Origin of the sequence: Pseudomonas sp. R84 (assembly GCF_009834515.1) — a bacterium.
GTDB lineage: Bacteria > Pseudomonadota > Gammaproteobacteria > Pseudomonadales > Pseudomonadaceae > Aquipseudomonas.
In genome coordinates this window covers 878,928-895,385 of the sequence record NZ_CP019426.1, presented here as the reverse complement: position 1 = coordinate 895,385, position 16,458 = coordinate 878,928, and the positions used below count along the sequence as shown (strand labels likewise).

Genomic DNA, 16,458 nt, shown 5'->3' with positions numbered 1-16,458 from the left:
GAAGGGAAACTGGAATGGCGGCAGATTAACGATCCGCCTCGCGCGGAATAAGCCGTGGTTGCGCAAAATACATTTGATCAAAAGGCACGAATCTAAAGCAGATTGTTGCAATAACATCCGCGGCGTTCTGAATTTGAGGAGTCGTTGTGATGAGTGAACGCTTGGGGTTTATCCTGCACGCCAAGACCAGCCCGGAACAAGCCGAGGCTTTCGAAGCGCTGTTTCGCGCCTATGTCGAGCCGAGTCGCGCTGAGCCGGGTTGTATCGAGTACCACATGCTGCGCGACAAGGAAGATCCGACGCTGTTTATCTTCTACGAGATCTGGGCATCGCAAGCGCACCTGGATGTGCACTCGAACCTGCCGCACATGAAGGCATTCTTTGAGCGGCGCATGGATTATCTGGAACGTGATTTCGATATCCGCCAGATCGAAATGCTCAGCGAAGCCTCGGCTAACCGCTGATCAACAAGTGGGCGCCGAGCGCGCCCATACCGACAAAGAACACCCGTTTGAACAACACGGCGCTGATCCGTTCGCGCAGCCATTGGCCCAGCAACATACCGAGAATGGCCGGGATCAGCGCCAGCAGCGAAGCACTCAGTTCGCCGCCACCGAGGGCGCCACGCCAGAGCAATCCTGCGGCCAATGCCAGCGTCGAAACGGTGAATGACAGGCCCAGTGCCTGCACCAGTTGATCGCGATTCAAGCCCAGCGCTTGCAGGTACGGCACCGCCGGAATCACGAAGACGCCGGTGGCCGAGGTGATGACACCGGTGATCAAACCGCACGCCGGACCCAGCCAGCCTTCATGGCGGGGATTGACGCTCAGCGTTGGCAGAAACAAACCGCTCAACGCATAAAGCAACAGCGCCGCGCCCAACCCGCGCACCACCCAATGCCCGCCTGCCATGCCGATCGACAACGTGCCGATTCCGGTGCCGAGGAAGATCATCAGCAGCATTGGCCAGAGGCGTTTAACCAGTCCTTTCAAGTGCCCGCCGAATGCCAGTTGCCAGACATTGGTCAGGGTTGCCGGGATGATCAGCAACGCGGCTGCCTGCGACGGCGCCATAGCCAGACCGAGCAAGCCCATGGCGACGGTGGGCAGGCCGAGGCCGATCACGCCTTTGATCATGCCGGCGAGGATGAAGGTCGCGATAACCAACAAAGACAGGGCCAGACCGAGGTGTTGGTAGAAATCTGTGAGTGTGTGCATGGCGCTACTTTGCGCCAGTCGGGGTTGGCTGAAAATCTGCCATATACTGAGGGTGCCTCCGCCCTAACAAGAGGCTGATATATTTTTGAGGCTTCTGGCCTCATCGCGAGCAGGCTCACTCCTACAGGTTTTGCGTTCGCCACAGATCCCATGTAGGAGTGAGCCTGCTCGCGATGAGGCCAGCCCAGACACCAGAACTTTCAGAGGCTGCCCATGCACTTCGACCTCACCGACCTGCGCCTCTATCTGCACATCCTCGACACCGGCAACATCACCGCCGGCGCTGCCCGCAGCCATTTATCCCTGGCCGCCGCCAGCGCCAGAATCCGCGCAATGGAAGCCTCGCTCGGCATCGATTTCCTCGAACGCGGCCGTCGTGGCGTCACCCCGACGCCGGCCGGTAAAGCGTTGGCCCAGCACGCGCGCATCCTCCTGCAACAGGCCGAACGCCTGCAGCAGGATCTGGCCGACTATGCCCAAGGCGTCAAAGGTCAGGTGCGTTTGCTGTGCAACACCACGGCGATCACCGAATACCTGCCGGAAGTGCTCGCGGACTTCCTGCGCGATCATCCCAATCTCGACATCGACTTGCAGGAGTTGCCCAGCGCGCGCATCACCCATGCCTTGCGCCAAGGCGCGGCGGACCTCGGGATCGTCTCCGATGCGGTCGACACCCACGGCCTGCAGACCCGGCCTTTTCGCGACGATCCATTGGTGCTGATCCTGCCCCCTGAGCATGTTTTGGCGAGTCAGGCGTCGCTGACGTTTGGTGAAACCCTGGCGCACGACTATGTAGCGCTAGGCAATCACAGCGCGCTGGCGATTCACTTGGAGGAACAAGCGCTGCACATCGGCCAGCGCATGTCGATCCGGATCCGTGCCGATGGCTTCGAGGGCGTCATGCGCATGGTGGCGCGAGGTGCGGGGCTGGCCATCGTGCCCAAGGTGGCCATCGAGCGCTGGGCGGCGGTGCACTCGATAACGTGCCGGCCGCTGGACGAAGTCTGGGCCCATCGCACTCTGCAACTGTGCGCGCGGGACTTCGACCACCTGCCCGGTTACGCCCGGGCCTTGTTTGATGCGCTGGTGCCTTGACTCTACCGCTAGGGGCAGACTCTATCCTGTGCGCTTCATTTCAGGAGTACACACAATGAGCAAACGAATGCTCGTGATACTGGGTCACCCCTCCACCGACAGCTTTTGCGGGGCATTGAGTGAGACTTACGTTCAGGCCGCCAAGGACGCCGGGCATGAGGTGCGGCTGTTGCGTCTGGATGCGCTGGAGTTCGACCCGGTCCTGCACGAAGGCTACAACAAGGTGCAGCCACTGGAGCCCGATCTGCTGCAAGCCCAGGCCGATATCACCTGGGCCGAGCACCTGACATTCGTCTATCCGATCTGGTGGGGCGGGATTCCGGCGCTGTTGAAAGGCTTCGTCGACCGGATTTTCCTGCCGGGTTTCGCCTTCAAATACCGCGAAGGCAAAGCCTTCCCCGACAAGCTGCTCAAGGGCCGCACCGCGCATTTGCTGGTGACCATGGATACGCCGTACTGGTACTACAAATGGATCTATGGGATGCCGGGGCTGAATCAGATGCGCAAGACCACCCTGGAATTTTGCGGCATCAAGCCACTGAAGACGCTGACCTTCGGGCCAATCCTTGGCTCCAAGCCAAACCAGCGCGATGCGTGGCTGGAAAAGGCGCGCGTGACCGCCGCCGTCTAAGGTTTTCCAGCCGCCTCAACTGACGGCGCACCCGCCGCCGTCAGTGCCTCTTCGGGTTCCCTTCATGAGCCCGTCCGTCGCCTGTGTACGTCATTTACGCGCAGTTGCAATTTTCCGATGGTATTGGACATATAATCGCCGCCGATCCGGCATGACGCCTGATCGCGCTACGCTATGTTTGATCATCGAGACGGACCTTATGTATATCGGCAAAGCCGCCCAGCTGTCGGGCACCACAGTCAAAAGCATTCGCCATTACGAAGAAATCGGCCTGTTGCCCGAGCCCAAGCGTGAAGGCAAATACCGCATCTACAGCCAGCAAAGTGTCGAAGTGTTGACGTTCATCAAGTGCGCCCAGCAATTGGGCTTCAAGCTCAAAGAGCTGCAGGTGATCCTCAACAACTACCGCGGCGACGAATTCCCGTGGGACATGGCGCAACGAGCCATCGCCGAAAAAAAAGCCGAACTGGTAACCCAGATCGGCGATTTGCAGCAGTTGCACGACGGCCTCGAAGCGTTCGAAAACAACCTCAACGATGCGCGACAGGAATGTCAGTTCGAGCGCATTGCCCGTTATGGCGAAAAAAACCCGGGCACTACCCTGAACTGAAAGCCCTGCTGCGCCGCATGACCGGGCTCGCCTGTCGTCTCAGGGCAGGCGTGCCCGGTCGTTGGCGAATCAGCCCGGTACCGCCTCCCCTTCTGTGCGCAGTGCTTGAACCGGCGCATGCACCGGCACAATCGCCGCAAAGAACCACGGCGATACCAGCGTCACCAGGACAATGGTCATGACCCCGCTGGAAAACAGCGCCATCGCCACCAGTGCGCCGAGATCGACAATCGGCTTGAAGTCGGAAAACAGCAATGCCATGAAGCCTACGGAGAAGATCACCACGTTGATCACCGTCGAGCGGCCGACGCTGTGCATCGCCTGCAAAATAGCCGCGTCGATCTCAATGCCCTGCTGCACCAGCAACTTGATCCGCGACAGCAGGTGCACCGCGTAATCGACCACCCCGACCACGAGGAACGTCACCAGCGTCGTGCCGATGTTCAGCTCAATGCCGAACAGGAACATGAAGCCATAGACCGTCACCGACGTGGTCAGCAAGGTCAGCATGCCGAGCACACCGAGGCGCACCGATTTGAGCCAGTACATCATCATCAGCGTGACGACCAGCAAGGCCAGGGAAAAACTCAGCACCTGGCCTTGAGTGATTTCCTGCAACACCCCGGTCCAGATCAACGGCGTGCCCGCGTGGGTCACCTCCAGGTTGGCCGGTTTGTTGACCAGCAACCAGGCATCGAGGCGGTCGAGCATGCCCTGATAGTCGCTGGCGACCGACGAGGTCATGGTGTACAGGGTCAAGGCCTTGGAGAAATCGGCGTTGAGCACGTTGTTCAGGTCCGAACCGCCACCGTTTTCGAACAGCATCACGTGTTGCTCGATCAGCGAATTGCCCGGCACTTCAAACTGCTCGACCTGCCCGTCGTCATTGACCGACGAGACCTTCTCAACGGCATTCGGCACCCGCAGATACTCCGGGTTCATGTCGTTGAGCACCAGGTTCATGCGCTTGACGTAAGTGGCCAGCGAGTAGCCGTAACTGACGTTCGGTTGCTGTTTGATGAAGTGGTCGAGCTTGTCGATGAACTGCACCACTTCGGTGGTCAGCACGCCGCGTGGTTCTTTGCTGTCGATCGCGATCCAGCCCGGCGCCGTGCCCGCTACTTTGGCGTGGTTGATGAACTGATCGGACACGCGGATGTGGCTTTCCGGCTTGAAGTAAGCGATGCCGGAGTCTTCGATATCGACGCGGAAGGTGAACACGGTGGCCAGCGCCAACAGCGGCAGAATGACCATCAGGATCGGTTTGCGAAAGCGGATCATCCAGGCACAGAACGCCACCAGATACCGCGAGATGATCGAGTCCTGGTGCACCACTGCCTTGGCCTGCTGCGGCTGATCCTTGCCCCAGATGGAAATCCACGCCGGAATCAGCAACAGCGAAATGATCAGCGCCGCGGTCAGGCCGATCGACATGAACACACCGAAATTACGGATGCTGACAATGTTGTTGGTGGTGGAAATCATGAACGTGGCGATGGTCGTCACGGTCGTCAACACCACCGGCACCACCATCAAGCGCTGGGTTTCGCGGTTGGCCTCGCGATTGCTCTTGCCAGCGTTTTTCTGCTCGTAATATTCAGCCATCACGTGGATCGCATCCGAGCAGCAGATGGTGAACAGGAACACCGGCAGCACACTGGTCAACAGGTCAAACGGCACCCGCAACAGCGCCATCAGGCCCAAGGTCCAGATGGTGCAGAACAGAATATTGAACAGCGGCAGCAGCACGCCCAGCGGTTTGCGGAAGAAGAAGATCAGCAGCAAGGTAATCAACAGAAACACGATCGGAAACAGCACGGCCAGGTCGTGATCGATGATCTCCTGTTGCGCGGCGATGAAGATCGGCATGCCGGCAATGAAGATTTCGTCCTTGTACTCCGGGTGCTCGGCCTGATATTGCGCGACGATGCCGCGCACGATCTGATAAGCCCGCAGTTGCGCCTGAGCGTCGTCCTGCTTGGTGCCGAGCTCAGCCACCAGCATCGCGACCTTTTTGTCCTTGGACACCACCCCGTCGACCATCAACTCGTTGCCCATGATCTGCGACTCGACCAGCGCCGGGTCCATGTCATAGGCATTCAGGGTTTTGTGGATCAACAGCTCGCCGTCGTCGGTCAGGACGATGTTTTCCAGGTCGCCCATCGAGGCCATTTCGCGGATCGGGTTGATCCGCTCGGCGAGAAAGGTCAGGAACAGCTGATCATGGGAATCCCAGTTTTGACTCTGGGCATGATCACGCAAGGCCTTGGCGTTGGCGTAATCGTTCTGCGAAAAACCACCCTCGAGAATGTCCCGGGTCAACAACTGCGCACGGCTGTCGTCCGGGTGCCGGGCGACGATTTGCGCCAACTGATCCTTGTCGGCATCGTTGGCCAGAATCATCTTGCGCACCGACTGCGACATCGAAAACAGCGCGTTGAGCGTGTTTTTGTTGAACACCGTTTGCGGGTTGTTCAGCGCCACCATGACCGAGTCGAACGTGCCGGTGAATTCACCCTGCAAATCGATGATGGTCTTGCGCGCCGGGTGGCTTTCCTTGAGCAGATAAGGGTTGGTGTCGGACACCAGCGCGCCCAGCGTATAAGTGAAATACGCGGTAATCGCCACCAGCAGGAAAACAATCGCCCGCGCATAGCGCTCAACGAAATTCAGATATCTTTCCATGATCATGCGTTTCCAGGTCGTCGGGGTCGGCGCTTAGCGGGCAGACACGGCAAATTCCGGCAGGTCACCGGTTTTCAGCCCGCGCTTGATGGCGGTCTGGGTGAACAGGCGATCTTCCAGCGAGACGTTGTACTGCAACTGGTTGAAGCGCATTTCCGAACGCGTGCCGTCGATGAAGTGCTCGGTTTCGCTGAGCACAATGCTGTCGATCGAGTCGATGGTCGCGACTTTCTGCGTGCGCATCTGCTTGATCAGCACACCTTTGACGTCGAAGAAATCCTGACGCATGACCAGGAAATTCTGCTTGTCGATCCACACCTTCAGCTTGTTGTAACCGGTCTTCGCCAGCACTTCGGGGGACGCCGGTTCGCGCTCGATCACGTAGCAGTCGCGGCCCTTGATCTGTTCTTCGCCGACGAGTTTCTGCGAGTAGTCCTTGACGCGGATCTTGTCCAGATCGGCGTACGAGTACTCACTGCCCATGAACGAGCCACGCTTGTCGGTGGTGGAGATGCGGCGGGTCTGACGGCTGACTGGCAGGTACATCCACTGGCTGTCTTCCAGGCCGAGGGGTTCGTGCGGGTTTTCGATGTGGAAGGCCACGTCACGCACGTCAGTCGGCGCGGAAAAGTACATGCTGAATTTGTCGCTGTCCGGGTAATCCTTTTGCAGGTAGGTGAACTCGCGAACGCGGGTATTGCCTTTCTTGTCATGCAGGATCAGCGAAACCTGGGACATGAAGCTGTTCCCGTCATTGCGATCGCGCACCTGACGGATGATCTCATCGGCATTGCCGGCCTCGGCGGCACTGGCGCAGGCGCTGCCGAGGATCAGTGCGGCGGCTGTCAGACTTTTCAAAAACGGCAACATAACAACTTCCTTTTCGTTGGATGAATGCACCTGCGCGCGAGAGCGGCAGGCGTGATGGGTCAGAACAGATAACCGGCCGACAGCCGCACTTGATCGCGCTTGCTGTACTCGCCGAAAGTCTTCTCGGGCTTGCCGAAGAACACATCCACTTCCAGCCCGAGCTTGATGTAGTCGACCGGTTTGTAGGTGAAGATGCCTTGCAGCAAGGCGTCGTCCTGAAACGGCGGTGAGCCAGCGACCACCAGACGACTCTTGAGGCGGTCTTGCCAATGAGTGCCTTCGGCCGACAGGGTGAACAGCGGTTCGTGTTTGTCCTGCAACATGCCGTCCTGCCAGTCGAGCAGCACTTGTTCCTGCCATTGCGCGGAGATCAGCCAGTCGCGCAACAGGTAGTCGACACCCAGCAGCGACTTGACCATCGGCGTACTGTCGGCACCGTAGGCGCGGGTCGGATTGGTCACGCGCCAGTTGTCGAAATACGCCACCTCGCTGCGCACCACGATGCTGTGCCCGGCGTCGATCGCCAGCCCGGCACCGCCCATGGTGTAACGGGGAAATTGCCGCTCCAGCCGCGTGCGACCGTCATCGGCGAGGCCTTCGACGGCGTACACCGGGTCTTGCTGACGGGCGCTCAAGGCAACAAAACTGGTGTCCACCGCGCCGATCCGGCCGTTGGCGCTCAGGCCATAGGAATAGCCTTTGTCGCCGTCATAGCCGGGCTTGGAGTCGAGCAGGAAATACTGCGGGTCCGGCGTAGCAAACAGTGGCGCGGCAAATTCACTGCCCTCAACCGGCGCCCGGTTTTTCACGAAGTCAGTGATCCACAACGCCTCCAGTTCCCACTCGCCCACCGGTTGCGCAAAACGCACCATGGGCACGGCGATGCGGCTGTCTTCGAGCAGCGGCGTCAGACCATCGCGATAGTCCAGCGGGTTGATCTGATCGAGCACGCGCAATTCATCCGCGCGACCCCAGACCACCTGCTGCCAGCCCACCGTCACTTCGCCGTCACCCAACGAATGGCCGACGTAGAGGTGCCGCCAATCGGCGTCGAAACGGTACTTGTCCCGCGCCCGCTCGCTGTACGGATTGTTGCCGTCATAGCGCGCGTCATAACGCACGCGGCCCTTGGCCTTGTAGTAACCGCCCTCCCAGTTGTCTTCCAGGTTGGCCTTGAAATACACGGCTTTTTGCGTGACCTGATCGTCGCCATGCAGACGCATGGCCGTGGCCACGCCGACTTCACCGTCGGCGTAATCAGGCTTCAGATCATCGACAGTAAATTCGGCCATCGCGGTGGGCGCAGCCATGCACGCCCACACCGCACCCACGATGTGACTGTTGTGAAATCGAGGCATCGCTACATTCCCAACCCGACACCGCCATCGATCACCAGACTCTGCGCGGTCACCCCGCCAGCCTCGGGGCTGGCCAGGTAACGCACCATCGCCGCGACTTCTTCGCTCTGGATGAAACGGCGCATTGGCAGTTTCTTCTTCGCGTTGCGCACGATCTGTTCCTGGGTCAGCCCGGCAATTGCCGCTTGCGTCGCCAGTTCCCCCTGCAACATCGGCGTATCGATCCACGCTGGCAGAATCGCGTTGACGGTGATCTGCCGCGAAGCGAGATCCAGCGCCAGTGCCTTGGTCATGCCGACGATGCCGTGCTTGGACGCGCAGTACGCGGTGTTGCGCACCTTGCCGGCACGGCCGAGGATCGACGACATGTTGATGATTCGCCCTCGGTCGGGCATCAGTGCCAGACACAACGAGGTCACATAGAACGTACCGTTGAGATTGACCGAAATCACCTTGTGCCAGTTATGCAGATCCTCCGGCTCGTTCTCGTTGCAGATACCTGCACTGTTGACCAGCACATCGACGTATTCGACTTGCGAACCAAGGGTTTTGAAGAACGCCTCCATGGCCGGCAGGTCGGCAATGTTTGCTGCATGGGTTTCGACCCGCGCCTTGATCTGCTCCTGCTGCTCGTCGACCCAGCGCTGCAGTTCGGCCAGATCGAGATCCAGCAGAATCAGCCGATTGCCAGCCTCGGCGGCAAAATTCTCGGCGACTGCACGGCCGATGCCTTTCGCCGCACCGGTGATCAGAATGGTCCGGCTCATGGCATTTTCAACCCGCCGTTAACCGACAGGACCTCCCCGGTCAGGTACAAACCGCGATCGGCGAGGTACAGCACCGCTTCGGCAATTTCTTCAGGTTCCGCGTAGCGTTTGATCAGCAGGCGCGACTGGATTTCTTCTTCCTGACTGCCGATCAGCGCCGTACTCATCTCGGTCTTGACGATGCCCGGTGCGACCGCGTTGACGCGAATGTTGCGCGGCGCCAGCTCTACCGCCAAGGCACGGGTCAACGATTCGACCCCGCCCTTGGCGGCCGCATAGTTGCTCTGCCCTTTACCGGGCTTCTGCGCCGCCACCGAACTGATGTTGACGATGCAACCGCTGCGCTGGCGCAACATGCCCGGCACCACCTGCTGGCAGCACAGCATCGTGCCGATCAGGTTGGTCTGGATCACCTCGACCAGGTCGCGCGCCGACATCGTCGCGAGCAAACCATCGCGGGTGATGCCGGCGTTGTTGACCAACAGATCGATACGCTGAAAATGCTGATCGACCCGCTCGAAAAACGCCTTGATGCTGTCGCCGCTGCTGACATCGCACTGCAACGCCAGGCAATCGATCCCCGACGCCTGAACCTCATCGCGCAAGGTCATTGCCGCGACTTCATCGCGCACGTAACTGAACGCAATCTGATAACCCGCCCCGGCCAGAGCCAGGACAATCGCCCGACCGATGCCGCGACTGCCACCGGTCACCACTGCTACTTTATTCGGCATGACCGTTCCTTAGAGCGAGTTGTCGGTTTTGAACTGCGCGAGGGTGAAACCGTGAGTCGCCGCCAGTGCACGAATCTGCTGCACTTGCTCGCGGCTGATGTCGCCGTAGGAGTAGTGCTGTTTCATCCCGGACAGGCCCATCAGCACCGACTCGGCCATGCACGCGTACAACTGACCCTGCTTGAGATAGGCACGAACGTTTTTCACCAGGCCATCGCCCAGCGGCGTCTGCACGATGCCGCCGTGCATGTAGAGCACGTCGCTGCGTTGGCTGGCGAGGTTCTGGTCAACGTTCAACGGTACGGCGATGTCGCAGATCACGCTGTTTTCGGCGAAGTGCTCGGCAAAGAGAAACGGCTGCGGTGCGTTCGCCGCACAGAGCACGATGCGCGCCTGTTTCAGCACCTCAAGATCGTTGCTGACGGTGATGAAGGCATTCGCGCCCAAGCGCTCCTCGACCAGTTTCGCCACACGCAGGCCTAGATCGGCACTACTGCCATGGGCCTGCAACAGCGCATCGATGCCGTCGATTTTCTGCAGACGTCGGGCGAGGCGATCGTGTTCGGCGACACCCTTGAGAATCGCGCGGGCGGCTTCGGCGTAAATCAGTTGCGCGGTTTTTTCCAGACGACGCAGGGAACCGTCGCGGCCGCTGCCGATGAGAATCAAATGCTCGACACTGGTCGACAACAACGAGGCATAGGTCGAGGCGATGTTGCCCGCCGCACCCACCACCGCAGCGGTCTGCTCGCTCAGTTCCAGGCCTTGCTGCTTGCAGCCCTGTTCGATGGCTTCCAGGCCCATGCCGATGGTCAGGGCGTTGCCGGAAGTCAGCGCCATGTCGGGAATCTGCAGCGCCTGGCAGTTGTTGGTGACGATCGAGGTGTACATGCCCAGCCCGGCGACGCTGTAGCCATCGGCGCGGGCGTCCTTGATGCGATTGCCGACTTCTTCGCGGATGGTTTGCAGATCGCCGCTGGCGATGTACGCCGCCATGGCATCGGAATCCATGCACAGCGGGTACAGGGTGAATTCCACGGCGGTGCCGAGTTTCGAGCGAATCTGTACCGGGCCGATTGGCGCGGCACGGCGCTCGGGGGCCATGCGTTTGATGAACTCGCGTTTCTGTTCAGCGCTCAGGGTCGACAGTGAAGGATCGACGTCGCTGAGCATGTCCGAATCAATCAGATGGTTGATGAACGCGACGCGCGCCACCACGCGCACGTTCTCGTCAGACTTTGGGCGGGTTTCAGTCTCCTTGAAGCTGACCTCGCGCGCTGGCACGTCAGCGATGCTGTCGGCGCACACACCGGCCGCCAGCGGGAAGGCATCACGTCGGCGCAGCATGTCGCAGACTTTCTGCAGGGAGCCGATCAACCCGTCGATTTCTTCGAAGGTGATGCACACCGGCGGTTCCAGACGGATCACATTGGCGTTGCTGCCCGACGGCGCCACGCGCAGGGATTCGAATTGCAGCAGGTAGCCGGCAATGATGTAGCCCAACGCATCGTTGTACTGCGCCGAAGCCTGAACCAGTGAGCTGGTGCCGGTCAGATCGTGCAGTTCGAAGCCCAGCAGCAAGCCGCGCCCACGCACGTCGGCGATCACGTCCGGGTAGGCCGCTTTGAGTTCCAGCAGCGAAGCCTTGAGGTATTCGCCCTTCTTGTTCACGTCCTTGAGCATCGCGCTGTCGTTCTCGAACAGACGGCGCAAGGCCGACAGGGCGATATGGCAGGACGCATCATCTTCGGCAAAGGTCGAACTGTGGATGTAGCTGAAATCGTTTTCGTAGTGGCTGGCGCGGATCACCGTCGCGGCGATTTTCATCAGGCCACCGCCCAAGGCTTTCGACAGGCAGTAGTAATCACCCTGCAAGTTGAAATGGCTGGCGCCGAGCAAGGTGCCGGTGCGGCCGAAACCCGATTGCACTTCATCGATGATCAGCGGGCATTGCTGCTCGTTGCACAGACGCCGCAGGCCCAGATAAAACTCATTGGCGAACTCGTTGATGCCGCCCTCGCCCTGAATCGGCTCGAGCAATACCGCCGTGATCGCGCTGAACGCCTCACGGCGCACGTGCAGGGTTTCGCCGCTCCATTCCAGGCTCAGCCAGTGACGAATATGACGGGCCGGCAGCTCCTGCAATTGCTGTGGCTGTTGCGGGTCGATGAACTCGACGTTGAGGCCGAAACGGGCGAACGGTTTGCGGTATTGCTTGCCATAGGTCAACTGAACGGTGTTCACCAGTTTGCCGTGGAAGCTGCCGCGCACAGCGAGGAACACCGGCTCGACATGCAGTTGCGCCAGGTTGTGCTGACGCACCGCTTCGGCCACTTGGCGCACGGTGACGCAGGACAGATTCTGCGGCAGCAGACCGGCGGGCAAATCGAGATCGTCGATGTCCAGTTCGACGTAAGCCTTGTCGCTGGCAACCAGACTGGCGAGGGCGAAATCACGCTCGTCGAATTGCTTCTGCAGGTTTTTCTGACGACGGTATTCGGCGTGCTTGACGGCGATTTCCACCGACTCGGCGCCACTGTTGGAGAAGGTCGAGATGTAGCGTTCGCTGTTGTTCAGTTCACGATTGAACGCTTCACTGAGTTCACGCCCCAACTGCCCCGCCGCACCGCGCACCGACATCTGCGCGTTGAACGGCACATCGGCGCGCAACAGGTCGACGAGTTGATCGACAAATTGCGGATCGTTGTGGCCATACAGCGCGGCGCCGTAACCGCCGAGGAAGTCAGTGACAGTCACCTCTTCGCCCTGGCGGTCGCGGTAAAACAGTTTGCTGCCCAGCGCTCTGTGGAATTGGCATTCGAGGCCCAGGGCCTGCATCAATTCTACGAATTTCGGCCGTACGTAATCGCGGTAATCCATGACAGTTCTATCCCTTGAGTAAAAAATCAGCTGCGTTTCGTTGCGTGTCGACGATCAGTCGGCCGCGTGAAATTCGAGTTGGTAACCGGCACTGAAACCGTTGTCGTCGCGGTTGATGACCAGGCAATCGTGCAGCACGGCATCGCGTGGCCCGCCGAGCACAAACGGCAGATGCGCATCCAGCGGTTGCTCCAGGCCACTGACCGGCGGGATGCTTTGCGCCTGCAAGGCCTGCCGGGCAAAGATCAGGTCAACCAGACTCGGTGCACCACTTAGAATGCCGGTCAGCGGTGTGCTGCTGGTGATGTGCGCGGCGCCGGTTCGCGCCAGCGTGCGGGCCAGATCGGCATCCTGGTGCGGATCGCCCGTGGCGCTGCTGATCAGCAGATCCACCTGTTTGTCCGGCAGGTTCAGCGAATCCAGACGCGGATGGGCGAACAGCGCGGTCAGGCAGGTTTGCGGCCCGGCCGGCAGATCATCGGCGCGGCGCAACACCAGTGCCGCCGCACCTTCGCCGGCAATACCACCACTGCCCTGGCGATCGAAGGCGCGCAGGCTTTGCGAAGCATCGGTGCTGATTACGCCAGCCTCGGCCAGTGCGGCCAGCGCCAGCGGATCCAGTTCACTGCCGGCGCCAACCACAATCGCCGCATCGATCCGACCGCTCTGCAACGCCGCGCAGGCTTCGCGCAGCGCCGCCAGATTGCCGGCCACGCCTTGCATGTAGGCGTTACATTCGCACTCAAGCTTCAAGGCCAGACTGACCACCCCGAGCAAACCGTTGCTCAGGCTCTTGAGCACTAGAAACGGATCGAGCGCGCGCTCCTGCAACACGCGTTTGGCCAGACGCTGCATGTCGGCACCGGTCTCGGTCTGACACTCGTGCAACAGTTCGCCGTAAGACGCGAGCGATGGATGGGTGTAACCGCCCTGGCAGCAATAGAGACCAAAACGCACGCTGTCGCGGCCCGGTTCAAGCCCGGCCTCGGCCAGCGCCTGGCGCACCGCACTGACGCCCCAGATCACCGCCGGCGGGCAGTAACGCTGGAGGTTTTGCGCAATGTCCTGACGGCTACGTTGATGGTCTCGATCAGCGATGTGCCCGAACGCGATGACACGCTCGCTGTGGAACAACGACGAGTTCAGGGGCGAGATCGCGCTACGCCCTTCGCGGGCCGCCGAGCAGAAACCCTCAACGCCCCAGCCGGTGGGCAACACACAACCGCTGCCGGTGATGGCGATACGTGCAGAGGCATTGCTCATTGTCCGTGCTCCCGATATTTGCCAAGGGCCAGCGAGGTGTTGAGGCCGCCAAAACCGAAGGAATTGCTCAGTGCGTAATCCACTCGACGACTGACGGCCTGACCGGCGCAGTAATCCAGATCACACTGTTCGTCGGCGTCGTGCAGGTTCACCGTGGGTGTGACCAGATCGTTCAGGCAGGCCAATGCGGTGACGATGCATTCGGGTGCGCCGGCCGCTGCGATCAGGTGACCGAACTGTGATTTGTTGGCGCTGACAGCCAAGGCTTGATAATGCTTGTGTTCGGCGAACACACTTTTGATCGCGAGGGTTTCAGCAACGTCGTTGAGCGGTGTCGAGGTGCCGTGGGCGTTGATCAGATCGATCTGCTGCGGGCGTAGCCCGGCGTCGTCGAGCGCGGCCTGCATCGCCAGTGCCGCGCCACGTCCCTCGGGTTGCGGTGCAGTGACTTTATAAGCGTCCAGGCTGCTGCCGAAACCGAGCACTTCGGCATAGGGTGTCGCGCCACGAGCCAAGGCATGTTCGAGGCTTTCCAGCACGACGAAACCACCGCCCTCGCCGGCAATCAGACCGCTGCGATCACGATCGAACGGGCGACACAGATCCGCGCCCCAGCGCTGCTCGCCGGACGCAGCACCGAGTAGATACAACGCAGCCATGGTGTCGAGATTGAGCACCGAGTCGGCGCCCCCCGCCAGCGCTACGCTGACTTCGCCGCGACGAATCATCTGAAAGGCATTGCCAATGGCTTGCGAAGCGCCGGCACAGGCACTGCTGATGTTGATCACCGGCCCTTCACAGCCCAGGTCGTCGGCGATTACCCGCGCCAGACGATCGTTGCTCTGACGCAGCGAGCCGTCGGCATTCACTTGCCCGGCCCGCGGCATCAGGTATGACCAGCTCGGGGTGCCGCCATTCGGGGCTTCGCTCAGCAGCATGTCGGCGAGCATATGCTGCGGTGCTCCCGAGGCACACAGCACCGCCGCGCCACGCAACTGTTCTGGCTGCAAGCCGCTGTCACCGACGGCCTGCGTGGCAGCCACCCAGCCAAACCGGCTGCGCTTTTCCAGCGGCATCGTCCAGGCCGGATGGCTTTGCAGTTTTTCCGGCAACAGGCGCATGTCGACAGGCGCGGCATAACGCACCGCGAACGACGCCTCTTGCAAGTCGTCCGGCTGCCATGGCCGCACGCAATGTTCGGCGCCGAGCATTTTTTCCCAGAGGGTCTGCCATTCGAAACCGAAACCGGTGACGGCGCCCATGCCGGTGATCACAATCCGTGTCGCACTCATGCGTGCTTCTCCATGGTTTCACTGGCCAACAGCAATGCGCCCCAGTGACCGGCGCGAGTGTGGCTGACAAGCAACGTGTAGCCCGGCGTCGCCGCGACTTCACGACTGAGGTGCAAGGTCAGTGCGATCTCTGTCAGCAAACCGCTGGCGCCCAGTTCACCGGTCATGGCGCGAGTGCTGCGAATCTCGCGCGGGAAAGCTTCGAGCAACTTCATCACTTGCCCGTCAGCGCAATTGCCGACGATATGCTCGACGTCGCCAACCCGCAGTTTCTCGACGCTCAGGACCTGGTCGATGACGCGCCGCCCCACCGCCACAGACCGCTGTGGATCGGTGCTGTAACCACGGGCAAACCCGGCAATGCGCACGACGTGTGCCGCACCCGGCGGTGGTGTCGACGCCAGCAACAGCGCGGCGGCGCCCTCACCGAAAATCGCTTCGCTCGTCTGATCGGGCTCGCGCAGGTACAGGGCCGGGGTCAGGTTCGGGCTGCTGCTGACCACCAACGCGGCGTCGGCATGTCGCTCGCCAATCTGCTGGCAAGCTTCGATCAGCGCATCCAGCCCGGCGTTGTCCTGGGAACAAAATCCGCCCATCGGCCCGTGACAATTGAGCGCTTCAGCCACATACGCCATCACGCTGCTGTTGAGCAGGGTCAGCGCATGCAGGGGCGGTGTGTTGGCCAACAATTGGCTGAGTTGTTTGTGCGGCTGTTCGATGATCGCCTGCACCGCATCCCAGCAAGGACTCGGCGCATCGACTTCGGGAATGGCCGCTGTCAGGGCAATGCGTGGCGCGGGCAATTGCAGCGCCGCCAGTGCTGGCGCCAACCGTGCGGCGCAATGCAACAGGCGCAAGCCCTGCGGTTCGACGCTGCGCTGGATCTTGCGATCAAACAGGTCACTGGCCAGTCGCGGTGTCGGCAATGCAAATGCCTGACGCTGAGCATCAAATGCCAGCGGTTGCGCCGCGCAGGGCGTGCCGAGCAAGTCAGCGCATTCACTGCCCGCCACATTCAGCACCGCAGCAGCATTGAGATAGATAGCTCGGTTCAT

General features: G+C 60.7%; 14 protein-coding genes. 4 read left to right on the top strand and 10 right to left on the bottom strand.

Features of this window, described 5'->3' with window-relative positions; translation table 11 throughout:
- Positions 1 to 149 precede the first annotated feature (149 nt).
- Positions 150 to 464, top strand: coding sequence for a putative quinol monooxygenase (locus PspR84_RS03885; RefSeq protein ID WP_160055617.1), 315 nt, complete (start codon positions 150 to 152; stop codon positions 462 to 464).
- On the opposite strand, the gene PspR84_RS03880 is transcribed toward PspR84_RS03885, so the two are convergent.
- Complete coding sequence (locus tag PspR84_RS03880) at positions 454 to 1,218, bottom strand: sulfite exporter TauE/SafE family protein (protein ID WP_160055615.1); 765 nt, start codon at positions 1,216 to 1,218, stop codon at positions 454 to 456. The two genes, PspR84_RS03885 and PspR84_RS03880, sit on opposite strands and share 11 nt — an antisense overlap.
- A 213-nt stretch (positions 1,219 to 1,431) precedes the next feature.
- Here PspR84_RS03880 and PspR84_RS03875 point away from each other — a divergent pair, with 213 nt between their 5' ends.
- The 3 genes from PspR84_RS03875 (at position 1,432) to PspR84_RS03865 (ending at position 3,554) form a co-directional block, all read left to right on the top strand.
- Complete coding sequence (locus PspR84_RS03875; RefSeq protein ID WP_160055613.1) at positions 1,432 to 2,313, top strand: LysR substrate-binding domain-containing protein; 882 nt, start codon at positions 1,432 to 1,434, stop codon at positions 2,311 to 2,313.
- A 55-nt stretch (positions 2,314 to 2,368) separates the two neighbouring features.
- Positions 2,369 to 2,944 carry an NAD(P)H-dependent oxidoreductase gene (locus tag PspR84_RS03870; protein WP_034154374.1) on the top strand — a complete coding sequence of 192 codons (576 nt, stop codon included), beginning with the start codon at positions 2,369 to 2,371 and terminating at the stop codon, positions 2,942 to 2,944.
- A gap of 199 nt (positions 2,945 to 3,143) precedes the next feature.
- Positions 3,144 to 3,554, top strand: a complete 411-nt coding sequence (locus tag PspR84_RS03865; protein ID WP_100846316.1) for a MerR family transcriptional regulator — start codon at positions 3,144 to 3,146, stop codon at positions 3,552 to 3,554.
- A gap of 69 nt (positions 3,555 to 3,623) precedes the next feature.
- On the opposite strand, the gene PspR84_RS03860 is transcribed toward PspR84_RS03865, so the two are convergent.
- Genes PspR84_RS03860 through PspR84_RS03820 form a run of 9 tightly spaced genes read right to left on the bottom strand, consistent with a single transcriptional unit; the run spans position 3,624 to position 16,458 of the window.
- Positions 3,624 to 6,239, bottom strand: a complete 2,616-nt coding sequence (locus tag PspR84_RS03860; protein WP_160055611.1) for an MMPL family transporter — start codon at positions 6,237 to 6,239, stop codon at positions 3,624 to 3,626.
- A 33-nt stretch (positions 6,240 to 6,272) separates the two neighbouring features.
- Complete coding sequence (locus PspR84_RS03855; protein ID WP_160055609.1) at positions 6,273 to 7,109, bottom strand: outer membrane lipoprotein-sorting protein; 837 nt, start codon at positions 7,107 to 7,109, stop codon at positions 6,273 to 6,275.
- A 59-nt stretch (positions 7,110 to 7,168) separates the two neighbouring features.
- The gene (locus tag PspR84_RS03850; RefSeq protein ID WP_238785210.1) at positions 7,169 to 8,419 is read right to left on the bottom strand and encodes a DUF1302 family protein; all 1,251 of its coding nucleotides are present in this window, start codon (positions 8,417 to 8,419) and stop codon (positions 7,169 to 7,171) included.
- A gap of 50 nt (positions 8,420 to 8,469) precedes the next feature.
- Positions 8,470 to 9,234, bottom strand: a complete 765-nt coding sequence (locus PspR84_RS03845) for an SDR family NAD(P)-dependent oxidoreductase (RefSeq protein ID WP_160055605.1) — start codon at positions 9,232 to 9,234, stop codon at positions 8,470 to 8,472.
- Positions 9,231 to 9,968 (bottom strand): 3-oxoacyl-ACP reductase family protein, encoded by a 738-nt coding sequence (locus PspR84_RS03840; protein ID WP_150749631.1) that lies wholly within the window; start codon positions 9,966 to 9,968, stop codon positions 9,231 to 9,233. Before PspR84_RS03840 ends, PspR84_RS03845 begins: the two co-directional genes overlap by 4 nt.
- A 9-nt stretch (positions 9,969 to 9,977) precedes the next feature.
- A complete protein-coding gene (locus PspR84_RS03835; protein WP_160055603.1) occupies positions 9,978 to 12,848 on the bottom strand; it encodes an aminotransferase class III-fold pyridoxal phosphate-dependent enzyme in 2,871 nt (956 codons plus the stop codon).
- A 54-nt stretch (positions 12,849 to 12,902) separates the two neighbouring features.
- The gene (locus PspR84_RS03830) at positions 12,903 to 14,111 is read right to left on the bottom strand and encodes a beta-ketoacyl synthase N-terminal-like domain-containing protein (protein ID WP_160055601.1); all 1,209 of its coding nucleotides are present in this window, start codon (positions 14,109 to 14,111) and stop codon (positions 12,903 to 12,905) included.
- The gene (locus PspR84_RS03825) at positions 14,108 to 15,403 is read right to left on the bottom strand and encodes a beta-ketoacyl-[acyl-carrier-protein] synthase family protein (protein WP_160055599.1); all 1,296 of its coding nucleotides are present in this window, start codon (positions 15,401 to 15,403) and stop codon (positions 14,108 to 14,110) included. The genes PspR84_RS03830 and PspR84_RS03825 overlap by 4 nt, the downstream gene beginning before the upstream one ends.
- A complete protein-coding gene (locus tag PspR84_RS03820; protein ID WP_160055597.1) occupies positions 15,400 to 16,458 on the bottom strand; it encodes a beta-ketoacyl synthase in 1,059 nt (352 codons plus the stop codon). Before PspR84_RS03820 ends, PspR84_RS03825 begins: the two co-directional genes overlap by 4 nt.

Bases quoted from the DNA above. Each gene is read 5' to 3' on its own strand.
- PspR84_RS03885 (WP_160055617.1), top strand. From the start codon at position 150: ATGAGTGAACGCTTGGGGTTTATCCTGCACGCCAAGACCAGCCCGGAA.
- PspR84_RS03880 (WP_160055615.1), bottom strand. From the start codon at position 1,218: ATGCACACACTCACAGATTTCTACCAACACCTCGGTCTGGCCCTGTCT.
- PspR84_RS03875 (WP_160055613.1), top strand. From the start codon at position 1,432: ATGCACTTCGACCTCACCGACCTGCGCCTCTATCTGCACATCCTCGAC.
- PspR84_RS03870 (WP_034154374.1), top strand. From the start codon at position 2,369: ATGAGCAAACGAATGCTCGTGATACTGGGTCACCCCTCCACCGACAGC.
- PspR84_RS03865 (WP_100846316.1), top strand. From the start codon at position 3,144: ATGTATATCGGCAAAGCCGCCCAGCTGTCGGGCACCACAGTCAAAAGC.
- PspR84_RS03860 (WP_160055611.1), bottom strand. From the start codon at position 6,239: ATGGAAAGATATCTGAATTTCGTTGAGCGCTATGCGCGGGCGATTGTT.
- PspR84_RS03855 (WP_160055609.1), bottom strand. From the start codon at position 7,109: ATGTTGCCGTTTTTGAAAAGTCTGACAGCCGCCGCACTGATCCTCGGC.
- PspR84_RS03850 (WP_238785210.1), bottom strand. From the start codon at position 8,419: ATGGCTGCGCCCACCGCGATGGCCGAATTTACTGTCGATGATCTGAAG.
- PspR84_RS03845 (WP_160055605.1), bottom strand. From the start codon at position 9,234: ATGAGCCGGACCATTCTGATCACCGGTGCGGCGAAAGGCATCGGCCGT.
- PspR84_RS03840 (WP_150749631.1), bottom strand. From the start codon at position 9,968: ATGCCGAATAAAGTAGCAGTGGTGACCGGTGGCAGTCGCGGCATCGGT.
- PspR84_RS03835 (WP_160055603.1), bottom strand. From the start codon at position 12,848: ATGGATTACCGCGATTACGTACGGCCGAAATTCGTAGAATTGATGCAG.
- PspR84_RS03830 (WP_160055601.1), bottom strand. From the start codon at position 14,111: ATGAGCAATGCCTCTGCACGTATCGCCATCACCGGCAGCGGTTGTGTG.
- PspR84_RS03825 (WP_160055599.1), bottom strand. From the start codon at position 15,403: ATGAGTGCGACACGGATTGTGATCACCGGCATGGGCGCCGTCACCGGT.
- PspR84_RS03820 (WP_160055597.1), bottom strand. From the start codon at position 16,458: ATGAACCGAGCTATCTATCTCAATGCTGCTGCGGTGCTGAATGTGGCG.